Annotated in this window: 22 protein-coding genes, 1 pseudogene and 1 riboswitch; of the genes and pseudogenes, 7 read left to right on the top strand and 16 right to left on the bottom strand. The window is 51.3% G+C overall.

The genetic code is table 11. The features are described from left to right. Window positions 1–5 precede the first annotated feature (5 nt). The gene (locus AC286M_RS28045) at window positions 6–1,154 is read right to left on the bottom strand and encodes an AI-2E family transporter (protein ID WP_488207518.1); all 1,149 of its coding nucleotides are present in this window, start codon (window positions 1,152–1,154) and stop codon (window positions 6–8) included. 38 nt (window positions 1,155–1,192) lie between these two features. After that, a complete protein-coding gene (locus AC286M_RS28050; protein WP_488207519.1) occupies window positions 1,193–1,363 on the bottom strand; it encodes a hypothetical protein in 171 nt (56 codons plus the stop codon). Between the two features lie 12 nt (window positions 1,364–1,375). Between AC286M_RS28050 and AC286M_RS28055 the strand changes: the two genes are divergently transcribed. Continuing rightward, window positions 1,376–2,917 (top strand): hypothetical protein, encoded by a 1,542-nt coding sequence (locus tag AC286M_RS28055; protein ID WP_488207520.1) that lies wholly within the window; start codon window positions 1,376–1,378, stop codon window positions 2,915–2,917. Between the two features lie 7 nt (window positions 2,918–2,924). Next, window positions 2,925–3,398, top strand: a complete 474-nt coding sequence (locus AC286M_RS28060; protein WP_488208888.1) for a hypothetical protein — start codon at window positions 2,925–2,927, stop codon at window positions 3,396–3,398. Here the strand turns inward: AC286M_RS28060 and AC286M_RS28065 are convergent. After that, a pseudogene (locus AC286M_RS28065) lies at window positions 3,279–4,496 on the bottom strand (IS256 family transposase). The gene AC286M_RS28060 and the pseudogene AC286M_RS28065 overlap by 120 nt on opposite strands. A gap of 102 nt (window positions 4,497–4,598) precedes the next feature. Here AC286M_RS28065 and AC286M_RS28070 point away from each other — a divergent pair. After that, on the top strand, window positions 4,599–5,393 hold the full coding sequence (locus AC286M_RS28070; RefSeq protein WP_488207521.1) for a DUF3592 domain-containing protein: 795 nt from the start codon (window positions 4,599–4,601) through the stop codon (window positions 5,391–5,393). A 61-nt stretch (window positions 5,394–5,454) separates the two neighbouring features. Here the strand turns inward: AC286M_RS28070 and AC286M_RS28075 are convergent, their stop codons facing one another. The 4 genes from AC286M_RS28075 to AC286M_RS28090 form a co-directional block, all read right to left on the bottom strand. After that, complete coding sequence (locus AC286M_RS28075) at window positions 5,455–5,799, bottom strand: DMT family protein (protein ID WP_488207522.1); 345 nt, start codon at window positions 5,797–5,799, stop codon at window positions 5,455–5,457. Between the two features lie 216 nt (window positions 5,800–6,015). Continuing rightward, entirely contained in the window at window positions 6,016–6,168 is a 153-nt protein-coding gene (locus AC286M_RS28080; protein WP_488207523.1) for a hypothetical protein, read from the bottom strand. Continuing rightward, complete coding sequence (locus tag AC286M_RS28085; RefSeq protein WP_488207524.1) at window positions 6,143–6,277, bottom strand: hypothetical protein; 135 nt, start codon at window positions 6,275–6,277, stop codon at window positions 6,143–6,145. Before AC286M_RS28085 ends, AC286M_RS28080 begins: the two co-directional genes overlap by 26 nt. A 45-nt stretch (window positions 6,278–6,322) precedes the next feature. Then, a complete protein-coding gene (locus AC286M_RS28090; protein WP_488207525.1) occupies window positions 6,323–6,535 on the bottom strand; it encodes a hypothetical protein in 213 nt (70 codons plus the stop codon). A 137-nt stretch (window positions 6,536–6,672) separates the two neighbouring features. Here AC286M_RS28090 and AC286M_RS28095 point away from each other — a divergent pair, with 137 nt between their 5' ends. Next, the gene (locus tag AC286M_RS28095; protein WP_488207526.1) at window positions 6,673–7,479 is read left to right on the top strand and encodes a TspO-related membrane protein; all 807 of its coding nucleotides are present in this window, start codon (window positions 6,673–6,675) and stop codon (window positions 7,477–7,479) included. On the opposite strand, the gene trmB is transcribed toward AC286M_RS28095, so the two are convergent. The 4 genes from trmB to AC286M_RS28115 form a co-directional block, all read right to left on the bottom strand. Next, the gene (gene trmB, locus AC286M_RS28100) at window positions 7,476–8,111 is read right to left on the bottom strand and encodes a tRNA (guanosine(46)-N7)-methyltransferase TrmB (RefSeq protein ID WP_488207527.1); all 636 of its coding nucleotides are present in this window, start codon (window positions 8,109–8,111) and stop codon (window positions 7,476–7,478) included. The two genes, AC286M_RS28095 and trmB, sit on opposite strands and share 4 nt — an antisense overlap. Window positions 8,112–8,193: 82 nt before the next feature. Continuing rightward, window positions 8,194–8,649, bottom strand: coding sequence for an HNH endonuclease (locus AC286M_RS28105; RefSeq protein WP_488207528.1), 456 nt, complete (start codon window positions 8,647–8,649; stop codon window positions 8,194–8,196). A 4-nt stretch (window positions 8,650–8,653) separates the two neighbouring features. Next, on the bottom strand, window positions 8,654–9,079 hold the full coding sequence (locus tag AC286M_RS28110; RefSeq protein ID WP_488207529.1) for a hypothetical protein: 426 nt from the start codon (window positions 9,077–9,079) through the stop codon (window positions 8,654–8,656). Between the two features lie 12 nt (window positions 9,080–9,091). Continuing rightward, complete coding sequence (locus tag AC286M_RS28115; RefSeq protein ID WP_488207530.1) at window positions 9,092–9,676, bottom strand: hypothetical protein; 585 nt, start codon at window positions 9,674–9,676, stop codon at window positions 9,092–9,094. A 168-nt stretch (window positions 9,677–9,844) separates the two neighbouring features. Here AC286M_RS28115 and cysS point away from each other — a divergent pair, with 168 nt between their 5' ends. Next, window positions 9,845–11,332, top strand: a complete 1,488-nt coding sequence (cysS, locus tag AC286M_RS28120) for a cysteine--tRNA ligase (protein ID WP_488207531.1) — start codon at window positions 9,845–9,847, stop codon at window positions 11,330–11,332. 50 nt (window positions 11,333–11,382) lie between these two features. On the opposite strand, the gene AC286M_RS28125 is transcribed toward cysS, so the two are convergent. Then, window positions 11,383–12,363 carry an IS110 family RNA-guided transposase gene (locus AC286M_RS28125; protein WP_488202946.1) on the bottom strand — a complete coding sequence of 327 codons (981 nt, stop codon included), beginning with the start codon at window positions 12,361–12,363 and terminating at the stop codon, window positions 11,383–11,385. A 537-nt stretch (window positions 12,364–12,900) separates the two neighbouring features. Between AC286M_RS28125 and AC286M_RS28130 the strand changes: the two genes are divergently transcribed. After that, window positions 12,901–13,482, top strand: a complete 582-nt coding sequence (locus AC286M_RS28130; protein ID WP_488207532.1) for an ankyrin repeat domain-containing protein — start codon at window positions 12,901–12,903, stop codon at window positions 13,480–13,482. Then, a complete protein-coding gene (locus AC286M_RS28135) occupies window positions 13,472–14,209 on the top strand; it encodes a Crp/Fnr family transcriptional regulator (RefSeq protein WP_488207533.1) in 738 nt (245 codons plus the stop codon). The genes AC286M_RS28130 and AC286M_RS28135 overlap by 11 nt, the downstream gene beginning before the upstream one ends. A gap of 272 nt (window positions 14,210–14,481) precedes the next feature. On the opposite strand, the gene AC286M_RS28140 is transcribed toward AC286M_RS28135, so the two are convergent. The 4 genes from AC286M_RS28140 to AC286M_RS28155 all read right to left on the bottom strand — a co-directional run bounded on the left by AC286M_RS28140 (window position 14,482) and on the right by AC286M_RS28155 (window position 17,029). Further along, window positions 14,482–15,000 (bottom strand): universal stress protein, encoded by a 519-nt coding sequence (locus tag AC286M_RS28140; RefSeq protein WP_488207534.1) that lies wholly within the window; start codon window positions 14,998–15,000, stop codon window positions 14,482–14,484. Window positions 15,001–15,009: 9 nt separating this feature from the next. Further along, window positions 15,010–15,600: a universal stress protein gene (locus tag AC286M_RS28145; protein WP_488207535.1), complete on the bottom strand. Its 591-nt coding sequence runs from the start codon at window positions 15,598–15,600 to the stop codon at window positions 15,010–15,012. A 91-nt stretch (window positions 15,601–15,691) separates the two neighbouring features. Continuing rightward, window positions 15,692–15,863, bottom strand: a riboswitch (cyclic di-AMP (ydaO/yuaA leader). A 135-nt stretch (window positions 15,864–15,998) separates the two neighbouring features. After that, on the bottom strand, window positions 15,999–16,586 hold the full coding sequence (locus tag AC286M_RS28150; RefSeq protein ID WP_488203438.1) for a transposase: 588 nt from the start codon (window positions 16,584–16,586) through the stop codon (window positions 15,999–16,001). Next, window positions 16,538–17,029 carry a helix-turn-helix domain-containing protein gene (locus AC286M_RS28155; RefSeq protein WP_488203439.1) on the bottom strand — a complete coding sequence of 164 codons (492 nt, stop codon included), beginning with the start codon at window positions 17,027–17,029 and terminating at the stop codon, window positions 16,538–16,540. Before AC286M_RS28155 ends, AC286M_RS28150 begins: the two co-directional genes overlap by 49 nt. Window positions 17,030–17,193: the final 164 nt, after the last annotated feature.

Below are 17,193 nucleotides of genomic sequence, written 5' to 3' on the forward strand. Positions count from 1 at the left end.
TGGCGCTATACAGGAGTTGATTTGGGTGGATTGGCTGGAGTATTCATCCGCTTCGACAGCCCGTCCTCCAAGGATTTGGCCTGCTTTTCAGCCATGAGCTTAGGCTGAAGATAGAGATTATCTAATAGTACTGCCGCGCCTGCTACCCAAGGCGGGACAATTAGTGCGCCAATAATTCCCAGTACCTGGGTGCCGCCGAGTACGGCTAGAAGCTGGTAAAGCGGGTGAACACCAACTGATGAGCCGACCAGTAGTGGATCCAGGACGTAGGTTTCTAAATTCTGAATAATCACATAGAGCAGCAGCACCCAGAGAAATGTCCACCAGCTTTGGGATACGGCCACGATTAAGGCTGGAATCGCGCCTAACACAGGTCCCAAAAAGGGAATCAAGTTAGTAACACCTGCGATCGCACCTAAGCCCAGAGCAAAATCTGATAGCCCTAAAAAGCTCAGTGTGGTTGTGATAACAACACCCAGAATGCCCGAAACCAGTACTCGGCCACGAATATAGCTGCCAATTCGATAGCTCATTGGCGCAATCTGAGCGGCCAGCCGATCTTCCCAAGGCTGGGGGAGCAGGCGCACTAAATTACGGGTCAGCGTACGGCTATCGGCCAGCATGTAACCGGAAATAAACAGCGATAACACCAAGCTGACTACACCGCCGACGATGCCTGTGGTGACGCTGTAGGAGCGGGCCAAGAGCTGCTGACTGGAGCGAAAGGCCCAGCTGGTCAGCGCCTGCACGTCTAGGAATCGATCAAAAACCTGGTTGACCAGTTCGGGATTGGTATCGCTGAAGCCAATGGCCCACTCTTCGGCAGCGTTAAACAGTCGCCGCAAATAGACAGGCTGCTGCCGAATCAAGCGCTCAATTTGCTCGAAGACGGTCGGGCCAATCAGCAGAATCACCCCAATCAGGCCAGAGATCAGGGTAACGTACACTAGCACGACGGACAGCCAGCGCGGGATTCGCCAGCGCGCCGCCCAATCCACAATGGGGGCAATGGAGCAGGCTAAGACGACTGAAATCATCACGACCAAAATGAGGCTCCGGATCTGCCAAATTATAATCAGCACCGGAATGGCCGCAAAAATTAGCAGCAGTGATTGAAAAGATATGGAAATGCGCTGGTCAGAAGGACTACTCAATCCAAACACCTTAGAGCGAAACCTACTGGAAAGTCTAACTATTGTAAATCTGCGATCGCAACTTTCCAGCGGTCAATCAGTGCGACCATAATGACACTGCACCACATGCCGCTACAATAATTTTCTATCGTCACCACTAAATCGTTGCGACTCTTCATAGGGGGCGATGTGTAGAGGTACCAACCCAGCAGCAGCAACAGACCAGCCAAAGGAGGCTCACGGTGCGGCGCGATGTCTTCATTATGAATGATTCGGGTGGGTTCAGTGTGCTGGCGGCCTCGGCAGCCTCAGCCATTATCAATGAACGCTTGGAAGAGCTGGACTACGTGATGGCTCACCAAGTGCTTCTGCTGGAGCTGTACGGTGATGATTCGATACCCGTGCGTTTGGTCGTGAATGAACCGCTGCTGCCTGAAGAAGAAGCCCAGTGGCTAGCTCATGTATCCGGGCGCATTGAAACCCCCGATGGGCGGTTGCTGGTCATGGGTGGGTTTGATCCGGATGTGCTGGCCTGGTGGCAGGAGGATCACGCCCCAGATGAGGATGGAGACAGCGTGGCCGTGGTGCAAGCCTCCCCCGGTAGTTGGCGGGTGGATGTTTATGCCCACGTTGGCTCCATGAATGGTCGCCAGATTCTCAGTCGAGCCAGCGAGAAACCGGGCGCATTCTTTCGGCGCTGCTACCCGGAACGAGCCTTCCCCGTCTGGCTGGCCAAAATGCTGGAATACTCCGGAGAAGACGATCCAGGGCATGAAGATCTGTGGCACAACGTTGCGGCTAGCGTTCGAGAAGGTCGCCTCAGTCTTGATCTCAATGCGGCCAGCGCGATTGGCTTCTTGATTCACATCACGCCGTTTTCTGGAGCTGTCCCTGAATCGCCGCCAGAGGGGTGGTTTGACTATGATGCAGGGCAGCGAATGCCTGATCTGTTTCCGCTGGGGCTGACTGCAACCGTGCCAGATCCAGAGCTGGAATCGTTTCTAGATCGCATCCTGTCGCGGCCTCAACCTATCGTGGAACCGCCCGTTGCGACGGAGCTAATTGAGATTATCGAAACCTGGAGCGGAGACCTGTTACAGCCGCTAATTGGAGGCCAGCGGCAACTCGCACCGACGAGTGCATCTTATATCTACTGGATGACGGCACTCTGCGCGGATTCCCCCCCTCGCTTTGAGCTGTGGATAACAGCCGATGAGTCCTGGGCTCCACCCAAACCTTCACCAGAATGTGCCGTTGTTCACAAAGGTGTAAATCAAGGATCAGTGACCTGGGCACTCGGGCCACCTCCGAATACGGGCGGTTGGTTCACCTGGAATGCAGCCCAAATCGCTGCGTCCGGTTTAACCCATATCCCGGATGGTTCAATGCTAATTCTGGCCATGACACCAGACTTAGATGACGATGATGTTAATCCGGCTGTGGGGCGGGCGCTGTATAGCGGCCAGGTACAAGACGGCATCTGGCAAATCACCGAGGCATCGCCTGCCCTGAGTCTTGAAACGCTGAATGTAGCGCTGGCCTTTGTGGCGGAACTGATTGAGCATCAGCGCATTTTAGTTTGTGGAGCAGCAGAGAAACGGGTGCTGGATGCAACAGCAGCCATGTACTTAGACCAAAAAGATCGGCTGGTGTGGGATGGTGATGCAGTCAGTCTGGCAGAACCAGATCAGCGACTGCTGCTGCTCCTAGCGGAACCTGTGTTTCGAACCCGTTTTGCCGCTCAATGGCCCTGTGATCCAATCGATGCGGACGAGGAGTGGTGAGGCTGAGATGTCAAACGCAACCAGTGAGTTTTTGGGCGCGGACTACAGGTGGTACAACACTGTCGTCTCGCTAGAGGATGTGCAGGCGCTGCATGGTGGCGTCAGACTAGAAGTAAAAGGTAGCAGATGGGCAACGGTGACGCGAATTGAGCCAAAGCAGCGACAGCAGAAGTATTGGTTTTCACTCAACTCTGATGAAACCAATGAACTGAAACAACTGCTCATTGACCATGATTTTTTGACAATTCAGCCCGATGAGCGAGCTGGTCTGCCGGACGAAAGTCAACCCGTCATTACCCTAAAAAATGCGTCTGGACAAACCCACAGGGTATGTCAAATAGATTGTGTCAAAGGTAAAAACTCAAGTTGGAAAGCGATCGCTGAATTCAATCGCGAAGCGGTTGAGAGCGGGTTTCCAGTCGCGAATGGGCATGGTTCACTTTTTGGCAATATTTTGAATTGCCAAGTAGATAACTTTTAGGGCAGATTCATCGGTTGGAAAAGCTCGGTGGTTTTTAATCACCTTTCTAAGAGTCATATTCATCGATTCAATCGCATTGGTCGTATAGATTGCTTTACGAATCTCCGGTGAAAAAGCAAAGAAGGGAATAATCCGCTGCCAATGATGAAGCCAAGACCTGCTAATGGTTGGATATTGCTGGTCCCACTGCTCGGCAAACTCAACTAAGCGCTGCTCTGCTTCAGTCTCAGTGCTGGCCGTGTAAATCAGCTTGAGGTCTGCTGCAACCGCCTTACGGTCTTTGTAGGACACATAGCGGAGTGAATTTCGTACCATGTGAACAATGCACAACTGCACCTGGGTTTGAGCAAAGACCGCTTCAATGGCATCGGGAAAGCCAGTGAGGCCATCACAGCAAGCGATGAAGATGTCTTTGAGACCCCTATTTTGCAGCTCTGTGAGCACTTGAAGCCAAAATTTGGCAGACTCGTTCTGGGTCATCCACATCCCCAAGAGTTCTTTGGTGCCAGACAAGTTAACCCCAAGCGCCAAGTGAATCGCTTTGTTGATCACCCGCCCGTCTTGTCTGACTTTGACCACGATGGCATCAAAATAGACGATGGGATAAACCGGGTCGAGCGCGCGATTTTGCCAAATTTTACGCTCCGTTTCAACCGCATCCGTGACGTTCGAGATCAGCCCGGCTGAGACCTCAACGCCATACAGGTCTTGCAGTTGAGCCTGAATGTCACGGGTACTCATGCCCCTGGCATAGAGGGACAAGATCTTGTCATCAAAGCCCTCGAAGCGGGTCTGCCCCTTCTTGACGATGATGGGTTCAAACTCACTGTTGCGGTCACGGGGAACATTGATTTGAGCTTCTCCAAACTCCCCTTTGATGGTCTTCTTGCTGTGGCCGTTGCGGCGGTTACGAGTTGGCTTGACGTCGCTTTCAGGCTCCGCCTGTTGCTCGTCCAGATGGGTTTTCATTTCCGCATTCAAGCAGCGTTCCACCAAAGCCGCCGTGAGCTGCTTAAGAATCCCTCCATCCCCCAGCAGGTCTTCGGGATTCTGATAGCCTTTAAGCAATTCATCCAGGAGTTCAGGTCGAAAAGTCATAGTACGAGTCTCTTAGGTTCAATAGTTCATTAGATCTCATCTCTGACCTTTGACACAATCTAATTTACAATCCCAACCCACAGCGTTGCCAAATGGGCCGGAGTGAAAGATGAGCGCTTTGATGCCATTTATCAGGCACTGCAAGCTATTGCTCAACAAACGAAAGATCGCAAACCGCTGACGCCACCGGAACCCCGCTGGCTTGCGATCGCAAAAATAATGGGCAGTATTCTAGTTGCGATCGCAGTTATCATCCTGTCCCGTATGGCTGCGATTCAAACCCTGGCTCAGGCTGACATGCAGGATTTCAGATCTCTGATGGTACTCCTGCTATCACTAACGGCTCTCGTTCCGCTTCTGTGGGGAATTTCAGTCTTTTTCGAGTGGCTGGTCGTCCGGCAAAAGAGTTTCTTCTCTCGTCCTGTCTCATTGCTTTTAATCGGCATCGGTATGCTGTACGTCATGATCTGTTTCTTGGTCATTCCCTTTACCGTCGAGGCAGGTATGGCGCAGTGGGGTGAACCGACCACAGCCACAGTGCAAGACAAATTCACCAGTCTGAGCTATGAGTCCGAAAGCGGCATCGTGAACACGAACTATTACCTGCGCTATCGCTATCAAGCGCCAACGGGCAAAACGTATACGAAACGAGCCTCGGTTAAGGCCAGGTACTACGCCAGCATTCAAGAAGGCGACACCGTCACGGTCTATTACCTGCCGCGTTTTCCATCCTGGGCAACTCTAGAAGCCGCTCAATCGGCTACTAGCAGAACGACCTTCATCCTCACGGCGTTACTCACGCTAATTGGCTGGTTACTGGCACTAGATTTGATTAGTTATGTTGGACTACCACTTGTCCGCCGAATAGAAACCGGGTTTCTCAAGCAGGGTAGCTAATCGTAAACACCTAGCCCGAGAAATAGCCCAGGAAACTCGGTTTCTGAATCAGTCGCACAGCTCACGATGGGGCTTTTTCACTGAAAATCAGGTAGGCAGCTCCGGCCAGCAGCATGGCGGCCAAAAAGTAATTGCGCGTCAGCGGCACTTTCATATAGGACACGCTGAACCCCGCAAAGATCAGCATCGTAATAATTTCCTGCATCACCTTGAGCTGCGGCAAACTGAAAAACTCGGCCCCGAGCCGATTGGCTGGCACTTGAAAGCAATATTCAAAAAACGCAATCAACCAGCTCGATGCGATCGCAACTAGCAGCGGCGCACTGCTCATGTTTTTCAAATGCCCATACCAGGCAAACGTCATAAAGACATTAGAAATCGTCAGCAGGATAATGGGCTTCAACATGTATTTCGCCCTTTGGCAAATTGAGGGATCAATACCCCAGAATAATGCTTGAACAGCAGGTATTACATGCTGCCCAAGCACTAATATCAAATCTGTGTATAAGAAACCGATTTATTTTTTGTGAAACGTTTGCTCCGCAAACATTTCACAAAAAATAAATTATGGGTTTTCAACCCGACTTGATATAAAACTAGTTTTCGTCGATTGATTCAGCCGCTAATTGCCACCGAAATAGCTGGGAGGAACAGAATCGACAAAATCCGCTTCCGCTGGAGCCAAGCCAATCACGCCAAAGTGAGGTCGAATCGGTACCTGCACCCCTTCCAACACATCATAGTTCTGCTCAACCGTGCAGCGATGCGTCGTCATTGGCATGGTGGGTTAGGGTTTCCACAGTCATCACGTCACCGGAATTAATCACCAAGCGTGGCTCTAGGGACTGGCTGAAATACCCCCAGTGAACATTAGCGGCATTCACAGGTAAGTAATGCTTGGGGTTCAGCCGCCATCGTCGTACACTCGGTTACGTCGGCTGCGATCGCACGTCCGGCCAGCAAGCAGATTGTGCCAACCGATGAAACGGAAACTGAGATCGCGCATAGTCACCCATCTCGATGACTCCACTGAACCCCAAGACGATCAGATTGCCGCCTAAATTTTCGTGCCTACGGAATAGGAAATCAGTCAAAGGAGAACGATAAAATTCAGACGTAGGTAAAGTAATGAGTGAATTCAAAACTAAACACTCAAAACTAAACCTCAAAATGAAAAGGCTCCCTTTCTCCCACCCTCCCACTCTCTTACCCCCTCACTCATCTCTTCAAAAAGCTCTGAACATAAAGCCCACTCTCTATACTCATTCCTATTCAAACGATGACCTCTGATTCTTCTCATTCTTCGACTTCTGATCTATCCCCAGCTCTGCAATGGGGTACCCTAGCAGCCATTGTCGGCACCCTCATCGTCAATACCTGGTCGAACCTCGCCCCACCCCAAGGCCGAACGGTAGGAGACCTAGCCAACACCGTTTTTCGCGATGTGCTGATTATTCCCGCCAACTACGCCTTTGCCATTTGGGGACTCATCTACCTCGGACTAGTCGCCTACGGCATCTACCAGCTCCGCGTCACGCAGCGAGATCGACCGATTCTTCGAACGGTTGACTACAGCTTAATTGTGGCCTGCATTGCTCAAATTGCCTGGATTTTCCTCTTCCTTTACGAGCAGTTTTGGCTGTCGGTGATCGCCATGCTGGCAATCCTAGTGCCGCTGATTGTGGCTTACCTGCAAATTCGACCTAATCAGCGGCGCTTCACCCGCACCGAGAAATGGTGCGTCCAGCGACCCTTCAGCCTTTACTTGGGCTGGATTTCCGTCGCCACCATCGTCAATGTTGCGATCGCACTTTTTACTATCAACTGGAACGGCTGGGGACTCGCACCGGAAACCTGGACGATTATCATGATGGCAATTGCCACAGTTATTGGTGCGATCCTAGCCGTTCAATATCTCGACACCGTATTTACAGGCGTCATCATCTGGGCACTAATTGCCATCGCCGTTGCCCAAAGTGCAGCGACCGCAAGCGTCAGCATTACTGCCTATGTGCTGGCCGCCATATTATTAATCATCTGGGCTGTGGCTCTATTCCGCGATCGCAGTAAGCGACCGTCTCACTAGGCAACCTTTGTAAAAATGGCCCGATACACCGCATCTCCCCGCGACAGGGTCAAATCTTCCCGCTCCGTTGAAACACCCAGGGGATTGTCCGGCAACCAGTCCTCAGATGAGCGCTGAAATGCCGGATGCTCCGAAAAGCGATCGCACATTTCCTGCGCCACTTCCTCAACGTCGGACTGTAAGAACACAATGCCGTCAGGCACCAAATACTCCGCTAAATCCGCCACCAGTTCCGGCTGCACCACTCGCCGCTTCTGGTGGCGTTTCTTAAACCACGGATCAGGAAACTGAATCGACACCCGATCCACCCGCTGTGTCGGCCAAGTTTGAGCAATCTGACCCAGCGATACATTGGCATTACAAAACAGAAAATACAGGTTGGTCAGTCCCAGCGCCTGCCGAAAGTCATTGGCCTGATGCACCAGCGGCTCCCGAATTTCCAGCCCCAAAAAGTTCCAGTCCGGCTGCTGCTGAGCGATGTCCAGCAAAAACTGGCCCCGCGCACAGCCAATATCGACGTGCAGCGGACGATCCGGTTTCTCATACAAAACCGACCAATCCGGCAACTCAATCGGTCGCTGATAGGCGGCGCTCAGGGGATTAACATGCTGACGAACTCGAACAGGTGCCAAGGGGAAATCTGCCTCTTCTCAATAAACCGCAGTCCTTTATTGTGCCATTTTATTTACGATGCGGGTGGTGCGATCGCGCTTTCTATTTCTTAGATCTCAGTTCTTTAATTAAGTGAGTTGGCCGATAAAGGCAAATATCTCGATAGCGCTCAGGGTAGTTAACAAAAACATAATGCTCATACTCGTACCAGTGCATCTCGCCTTTTTCTCGATTGCAGGCCCGGCAGATTACCCACAGATTTCTGAAGTCTAGCGAAAGCCATGGATACTGAGAACGAGGCAGCTTATGATCAATTGTTCGACCACCCACATCGCTAAATCGTGCAGCGCAAATTGGACAGTTCCAGTCTGAATTATCTTTGGCCCAATCTTTGCTTTCCTGCGTCGTGCCACACTCCATATCGCCATTGACGTAGCGCCAATGGTCAAACTTGCGATAGTCCGCCAAGTCCTGGCGAGTGAGTCGGTTATATCGCTTGTTGCCAATCTTGTCCGCTAGCTTAAATAGGTCTTCTAGATCTTTGTCGGGTCGCGTCATAAGCTTACCGGCGGTTCTTCTTCCGCTGATTCTTGATGGGAGAACGGGCAGATTTACTGTAATCTACTATCTCAATTTCTGTTTCCGGAAACTGTTGATCGATTAAATCCGATATGGCGCTGACCTCAGTTTGCATTTGCTGATTAAAGGCGGCAATTTCTGCAGATGTTTGATACGTTTGACCAATCTGATCGGCTTTCAGAAATAGTTCTTCTAAACTCAAATCGTCGTCGTTCGATTGAGCAAATAGCTCATTGATTTTTTGGTAGAGCCGAATAACATTATCCCAGCCGACATTCTTAAAATCATGCGCTTTGAGCCAAGCCTGATCAGCCTTGGGCAGTTGATCGCGGCGAACTGAATTGGAACGCTGTACTTCACGATAGTTCATGCCGCTGAATGTACGGCGTTGGCGTTTTTGACTAGCCATAGCAGTTACTCTCTATCCTAGAGTCCAGCGGAAGAGCCGAATCAACGCTTTGCGAATTTCGCTGTCTTCATATTCCAGCAGCATTTTGGTGTCTCTCGCCAACCGCAAGCGAATTTGGTCAACAATATTTTTCAAGTCTTTGTTATCTTTCTTCAGCTTTTCGTTGGCATCAATCAGCTCATCATTTTGCGTCGTAAGATTTTGTACCCTGCCCGACAATGCTCGATTTTGCGTGGTTAACTGCTGAATTTGAGCTTCTAGTTGTTGCTGCTCTTGCGATAACTCACCACGACGGTTGCCCAGTGACGCATTGGTCTTTTCTAAAGCTGCGATCGCACTTTCCAATTTCTCATGTTCAACCTGTAGATCTTTCAGCTTTTGCTCGGCTCGACTGCGCTGTTGACCAAAGTTACGGTTATTGCGGCTCAGTTCTTCATTCTTGGCAATGAAGGATTCAACTAGCTTTTGGGCGCTCGGCTGATTCTGCAATAGCAGCAGCATGGCTTCGCAATCCTCTGTAGACAAGGATTGGCTGATGTTCTTGTTAATGCCATATTTTTCTTTCAGAATCGTTTGCAGATCCCTCTTCACTGGCATGCCTCTTCTCCTTCAGAAGCCGTCGATGCTTCGTCGATGTCTACTAATCTCTAAGTCTGCGACAGTCACTATCATCAGAATAGCGCTTGCCATTAGACTTAAAGCCACTATTGGGTATTCGCGCCAGATATGAGTAAAAATAGAACACGTTCTCCCTGACTGTGCATCATGGCTCTGACGATATACAACACGCTTACCCGTCGCGAAGAACCCTTTGAGACCCTGGAACCGGGCAAAGTGCAGATCTACTGCTGCGGCGTCACCGTGTACGACTATTCACACTTGGGTCATGCCCGCTGCTACATTGTGTGGGACACCGTGCGGCGCTATCTGATGTGGCGTGGCTATGACGTGCATTACGTGCAGAACTTCACCGATATCGACGACAAAATTCTCAATCGGGCACAGCAGGAAGGCTCCACCATGCAGGAGGTGGCGGAGCGCTACACCGCAGCTTATCTAGAAGATATGGCGCGACTCAACGTCCTCGAAGCGGACGAATATCCCCGCGCCACTCATACGCTCAATGGCATTCAGCGGCTCATTCACGAGCTAGAGCAAAAAGGCTATGCCTACGCTTCAGCCGGAGATGTTTACTATTCCGTGCGTAAGTTTGACCCTTACGGGAAGCTTTCAGGTCGCAAGCTGGATGACATGCAGGCCGGAGCCAGTGGTCGGGTGTCAGATGATCCAGATGCGCCCAAAAAACAAGACCCGTTTGACTTTGCCCTCTGGAAAGGCGCAAAACCCGGCGAGCCTTCCTGGGAATCGCCTTGGGGTGCGGGTCGTCCTGGTTGGCACATTGAATGCTCCGCCATGATCCGCGATCGCATCGGCGACACCGTAGACATTCACATGGGCGGCGGCGATTTAGTCTTTCCTCACCACGAAAACGAAATCGCTCAGTCAGAGGCGGCAACCGGGCATTCCCTCGCGACCTACTGGATGCACAACGGCATGGTCAACGTCGGCGGCGAAAAGATGTCCAAATCTTTGGGCAATTTCACCACGATTCGGGATTTACTGGATGCGCCCAATGGCCCTGATCCAATGGCCGTGCGCCTATTTGTCTTGCAAGGCAACTACCGCAAGCCAATTGACTTTACCGAAGAGTCAATGACCTCTGCCCAAAATAGTTGGGAAACGCTGCAAGACGGACTGCTGTTTGGCTATGAGTTTGGTGAAAAGCTGGGCTGGCCGGATGTGCAGGATACTGCCTTTGGTGATCCGGCAGCGATGCGAATTGACCGCGACAGCGACTATGTACAGCGGTTCCAATCTGCAATGGACAGCGACTTCAACACGCCGGGAGGCTTAGCCGTTCTGTTTGAACTGGCCAAAGAACTGCGTCGTCAAGGCAACGTGATTACCCACCAAGGCCAAGCCGATGGTGATCCGGATACGCTGCGGCAGCACTGGCAAACGTTAGTTTGTTTAGCAGAGGTACTTGGATTAAAGGCTGACCCCAATACGCGATCGCAATCTACATCCACCTCCGATCTGAGCGATGCCGATATTGACGCCCTGATTCAACAGCGCACGGAAGCACGCAAGGCGAAGAACTTTGCCGAAAGCGATCGCATTCGCGACGAACTACAAGCTCAGGGAATTACGCTGATTGATAAACCCGGTGGAGTGACGGAGTGGCATCGGTAGAGAGTGAGGCGAGAGCGATTATCTTAAAAGTCAAGTCGAAAGGAGGTCAATTACGTCATAGCAGCCTCCGGTGGTTGCCAGTGCGTGCCGTGCTTGAGCATGGCATTGAGGATCGTCAGCAGCTTGTGCATAGCGGCAATGCGGGCGACTTTGGCTAACTTGCCACGCTGTTGCAGCCGCTCATAAAAGGCTTTGATGACAGGGTTGTAACGAACTGCAACTAGAGTGGCCATGTAGAGCATCTGCCGAACGGGTTTGCGGCCACCAAAGATCGAGCGCTGCCCTCGCTTTTGCCCACTATCGCGATTGAGCGGAGCCACCCCAACGAGAGCGGCAATTTGACGGTGTGAGAGCGTTCCTAGCTCCGGCAGCAGAGCCAACAGGGTGTTGGCAACCACCTGACCGACACCTGGAACAGAGGTCAGTTGAGCCTGGTGCTGCTGCCACTGTTGGTTGTGTTCCACTTGCTCATCAATCGCTTGGTCAAGGTCGCTGATGCGGTCTTTGAGCCAGTCGATATGGGCTTGAACGTCTTCCTGAGCGGGACCTCGCAGTCCAGCTAAACGGTTGCGCTCCATGGTGAGCATCTCCACTAATTGGCGGCGACGGGTCACCGCATCCTGTAACTGTTGGTGAGCCTCACTGGCCAACGGTCGTAGCGGAGGCTGCATCGCTTCGCCAAACCAGGCGAGGATCGCCGCATCGATTCGGTCGGTCTTAGCCAGTTGATTGGCAGCTCTGGCAAAGTTGCGAGCTTGCTTGGCGTTGATCACCGCTAGTGCATAGCCCTGCTGCTGTGCTGCAAGCGCGATGTGTCGCTCATAGCCACCTGTGGCTTCAACGATGATGCGACCCACCTGCGACGGCTTGGCCAACCGACGGGTTAAATCCTCAATTCCCTCACTGCTGTTGCTCACTCGGAAGTTCTCTCCAGACGGTCTAACATAAACATCCAGCCACCGTTTACACACATCAATGCCGACCCACTGCTTGACGGCTGATGACCTTGAGTCGGTTGATTGCGCGCACATAGTACTCTCCTTGTAGCGAATTCTAGATGGACGATACACACAACTCAGCCTTGCGTCATTCGGGATCTCTTTGTCCCTGCCGATGATCCGAGTTTGGGGTATCAAGTTGAGAGGCGACCCTGGCTCTCGCACGATGTCTCGCATCTCAGGAGGGTCGGTCTACCTCTCTTCTCTCAACATACAAGGAGTGAGGAGTGAGGGGGTGTAAAGGGTTTTGAGGCTGTGTAGAGGGAGTGAGGGAGTTTGGGTATCAGGAGCAGGGGAGCAGGGGAGAAAAGGAGAGGGGGAGCAGGGGAGAAAGGGGAAATTGAATCAGTGTTGTTGAAACATGGAAGAGGGTTGCTGCGTCAACTGGGGTAACACTGATCTCTCGGTCGAGACTATGAGTAAAAAAGCTCCCTTGCCCCCCTGCTCCTGATACCCAAACTCTAATCGTGGCTACAGGTAAAGCTCCCTAGTCCCTACTCCCCTCCCCCTCAGATCGGTACATTAACAACAAACAGTACCCGTTCCCTACCCTCACCTGACCAAAATCTTATGACTGTCAAAAAATCCCTGTTGATTGCGATCGCACTAATTAGCTCCGTCACATTTCTGTCCGGTTGCGATCGCACATCCCAGTCCACAACCGAAAGCGCTGATGAGATACCTGTATCAGCGGCCAATAAATCATTGCCGGAGTCGGATAGTGGTTCCCGAGCTGCGAGTCCGGATCAAATGCTGCATGATGCGGTGATTGATAATGAACTGAAGCAGGTACAGAATTTAGTTGAGCAGAAAGGGGTTAATCCCAATCAGGTCTTTGATCCGGTTTTTAATGATAGTATGCTCGTCACTGCCATTACGCTGGGGCATCAAGAAATAGCGACATATCTAATGGGCAAGGCGGACGTTGCGACGCTCAATGAGGCGCTGGTGGTTACAGCCTGCTATGGGCTACCCGACTATACTCAACTCCTGATCACGGCTGGGGCAGATGTGAACTCAACGACGCAAGATGGAGCCACGGCCTTGAGTGAGGCGCAGGACGAAGAATGCCGCAGCTTAAACGCAGCATCTGATCCAGAGGTGAATCACGATGCGGTGGTAGATATGTTAAAAGAAGCGGGTGCAGGTTAGAGTACAGATTTTCATGAGCGTCAGCGATCGCATTCAAGCCGTCCAAGCATTCCTCCAGCAAACGCCGCTGTTTCAGGGAATTGAGCCTGAACAGTTGCTCTCTTTAGCCAATATCGCCATTCCCCAAACCTACGGCAAAGGCGACACGCTGTTTTGGCAAGGGGATGAAGGAACGGGTCTATTTGTCATCCAATCGGGACGGGTAAAAGTCTTTAAACTCGCCCCCAATGGCAAAGAGCAAATTTTGCACATCTTCAGCGAAAACGAATATTTTGCCGAAGTGCCCGCCCTTGATGGCGGCTGCTTTCCCGCTTCGGCTGCGGCACTGGAACCGACACAGGTGCTATTTTTACCCCGCGCCGCATTTTTGATGGTCTTGGAACAGCAGCCTAAACTTGCGATCGCACTGTTGAGCAACTTTGCCCGTCACCTGCGTCGCTTAGCCAGTTTAGTCGATACCCTTTCGTTTACCGAAGTGCCCCAGCGCTTAGCGCAGTATCTGCTTGATTTATGCGATCACACAGATGACGCCAACGGATTTTCAACTCCGGTAGACACCATTCAGCTTGATTTACCCAAAGGCCAACTGGCCGCCCTTCTGGGCACCATTCCCGAAACCCTGTCCCGCACGTTTTACAAACTCAGTCAGGCGGGCTTGATTGAAGTTGAAGGAACAACAGTTAAAGTGTGCGATCGCAAAGGACTCATGCAGCTAGCCAATCCGTAAGTGTGTCTTGCCCTCACCCTAAAGCCCTCTCCCGTAGGAGAAGGATTACCGATCCAGCTCCTCTTTTCCTGTGGAAAAAGGGGTTGGGGGATGAGGGCATCATACGCCTAACGCTAAGGAACATGAATTTAATAAGGTGAAATCTTTGGGGTAGGGACACGGCAATGCCGTGTCCCTACAGATGGAATGATTGACAGGCTATTTAATTCACGATCCTAAGCACATCCGCTGCTACACAACGAACAACTCACTACTCCGGGTCTAACGCCAAATCACTCCGTCGCCTCCCCGGGCGAATACTCAATCGGTGAACTGCCATCCCAAGGCACCACGATAGTCAAGCAGGGGGCATGTTTGACCACGTGGTTGCTAACGCTGCCCAGCATGAGCCGCTTTAAGCCTTTCTTGCCGCTATTGCCAACGACCATCACATCAGCGTTCCAGTCTTGTGCCACGCGACAAATCAATCGGCCTGGATCGTCAACTTCGCAGACAAAATCTGCCGCAACGCCCTGAGTCACAGCTCTATCGCGCAGGTCTTCCAGCCACGGCTGGGCCGCCTGAACCTGTTCTAGCTGATCCGCCTCATTTTCCTCCAGCACCTCAGAGCGCGATCGCAGTCCCGCTCCCGCATCCATCATCGACCCCAGGTTTTTGTAAATATCCAAGCTCAGGCAGTGCACTAGCTTCAGATGACTTTCGCCGGGTTGCACTAAGCTCAGGGCGTGGTTAAATACCACCTGATCCTGCTCCGGATCATTGAGAGCAACCAGAATTTTTTGAAATTTCATCATCCCCTCCTAATGCGGCAAGCCCAGCACAGAGCAGGGGGTTTGAGCGGCCAACTTCTTCACCAAAGCATGGTTCGAGGTGTAACAGCCCAATAGCAACACATCCGCCTCCATTTCCTCCGCAACGAGGCTGAGTTCCGTCGCCACATGCCCCACCCGCAAATGGGCATGCAGCGAACCGCGCCACTCACTAGCTAAACAGCGAGCCTGCCAAAGAATGCGATCGGCATTCGCAATCGTTTTCGGACGCGTTTGATCCACCACGTACACCACATGCACCACCACTGGATCAGGCTTGACCAGACGAGTCTGGTGCGCGATGCACAGCGCCAAATCAAGCGCTGCTTGGCTATGAGCGGAACCGCTGTAACCGACCACTAAGTTTGTGACTTTGGTTTTTGAAAAAAGCTGAATAGGCGCTTTGGGTGGCCTGGACAATAAAATCAGACTTTCATCCAAATTGCGACGACCTAAAGCCGTTTCTAACCGCATAATCATCGGTTTTAGCGAAGATTGGCCGTCGCCAGTTGACGGAATATTGGCTACAGAAATAACCTGCCCCTTTTGGGCAGGAGTATGAGCATGTGATTTAAGCTGCATGAGACCCTCCTAGAGCCTAGACATGAACAGCGAACGAGTCGTAAAAATACGACTTAGGACACTGAAACAGTCATGCAAAAATGCTGACGATTCAATCTCCTCCCAATGCCGACGAGGTTAGCTGACGGGCTAGGACTGAGAGATGTCCCTTTCTGATTACCCTCATTTGGGTATCAAGAAATCAGAAATACGCCCCTTCAATGGTTCCCCCGTTCTAACAGCAATGCACAAGGCCGTGCAGTTAGATTAGGCTGACTTGTTCGATATCTAAAGCTTAGATTTAAATAAATAAAAGTGTCAATATGTAATTTACGCTACATTAATTGCTATTTCAATCTGTAGTTTTGCATAATTAATTTGGCCTATTTTGAGTCAGCAAACACCTACATACAGCAATCTCAAACAGGACATGAACAGTAACCATACATGAAGGCTTTCTCAAAGATGAAGGTTTGCAGATGAGTCGCCAGATAAAAGAGGAGTTTGACCGAGCGAAAGGAGTGGCACAAGCGGGCAAATTTACGACTAAATCGCTTGGCCTGTAACCAAACATCTTCGACCGGATTTTGCTCGGGTGCATTAGGCGCAAGCTGAATGCAAGTGAGTTTCCAGTGCTGCTCTCGAGTACCATGATTCTGTTGACTCAGGTAGTTGCGAACCACCTTGGAACGGTGGTAGCTGGCTCCATCCCAGATGATGAAAAAGCGAGTGGACTCATCATACTGAGATTGAAGATACTTCAGAAAGGCCACGGTATTGTGCTGATTGCCTGCCTCATACTCATGAATAACAAAGCTCTTGCTCAAATAGTCCAAGGCTCCATAGTAGGTCTGCCGCTCTCGAATGGAGGCAATGGGGATGTCCACTCGCTGATTGCGCCGACTCCATCCATATCCACGGAGGTCTCCCCAGAGCAGATGGCACTCATCGAGAAACATCACTCGCACCTGCCCACTGGCGATCTCGGCTCGCCACTGAACCAGCAACTGTTGAATCTCGGCTTTTTTGCCTCGACTTTGGCCTCCTCTTGGCCCGGATGCACCGAGTGGGATTTCTTCCAGCTAAACCCTGCGTCTTTGAGCAGTTGGGTATAGCTTTGGGCTGAGCGATAGAGCACTCCATAGCGCTCTTCAATCTGCTCAACAAGCTCCTCTAGTGTCCACCAGTTTTTCTGCTGCAACCACTCAAAGATGTCCTGTTTCTGCTCGGCGCTTAAATAGCCTTGGGTGCCCCAGTAGTGGGATTTCAGTCCCTCGACTCCTCGCTCTTCATAGCGCTGGTGACTCGCACTAATAAATCCCAGAGAAACCTGTAGGATATCTCGGATCGCCCGATAGCTTTGACCTCTCTGGTGCAGTTGCACGGCCAAGGCGCGTTTCAGTTCTTGGGCAGAGGGATTACTTTGGATAAATTCTTCCAGGGAGGTCATGGCTGATTTACTTCGGTGAGGATAACTCTTTATTCTATTCTCCCTCGTTCATTACCTATTTGTGATTGCTGTAAATCTACCGTTTGATTGATGCAAATTTCAAAAATAAGCGGTTTCTAATTTTTTATGACATTGAGAAACGCTAAAAACGTTCAAACGTTCGA

This window comes from Thainema salinarum CENA647 (assembly GCF_057732415.1).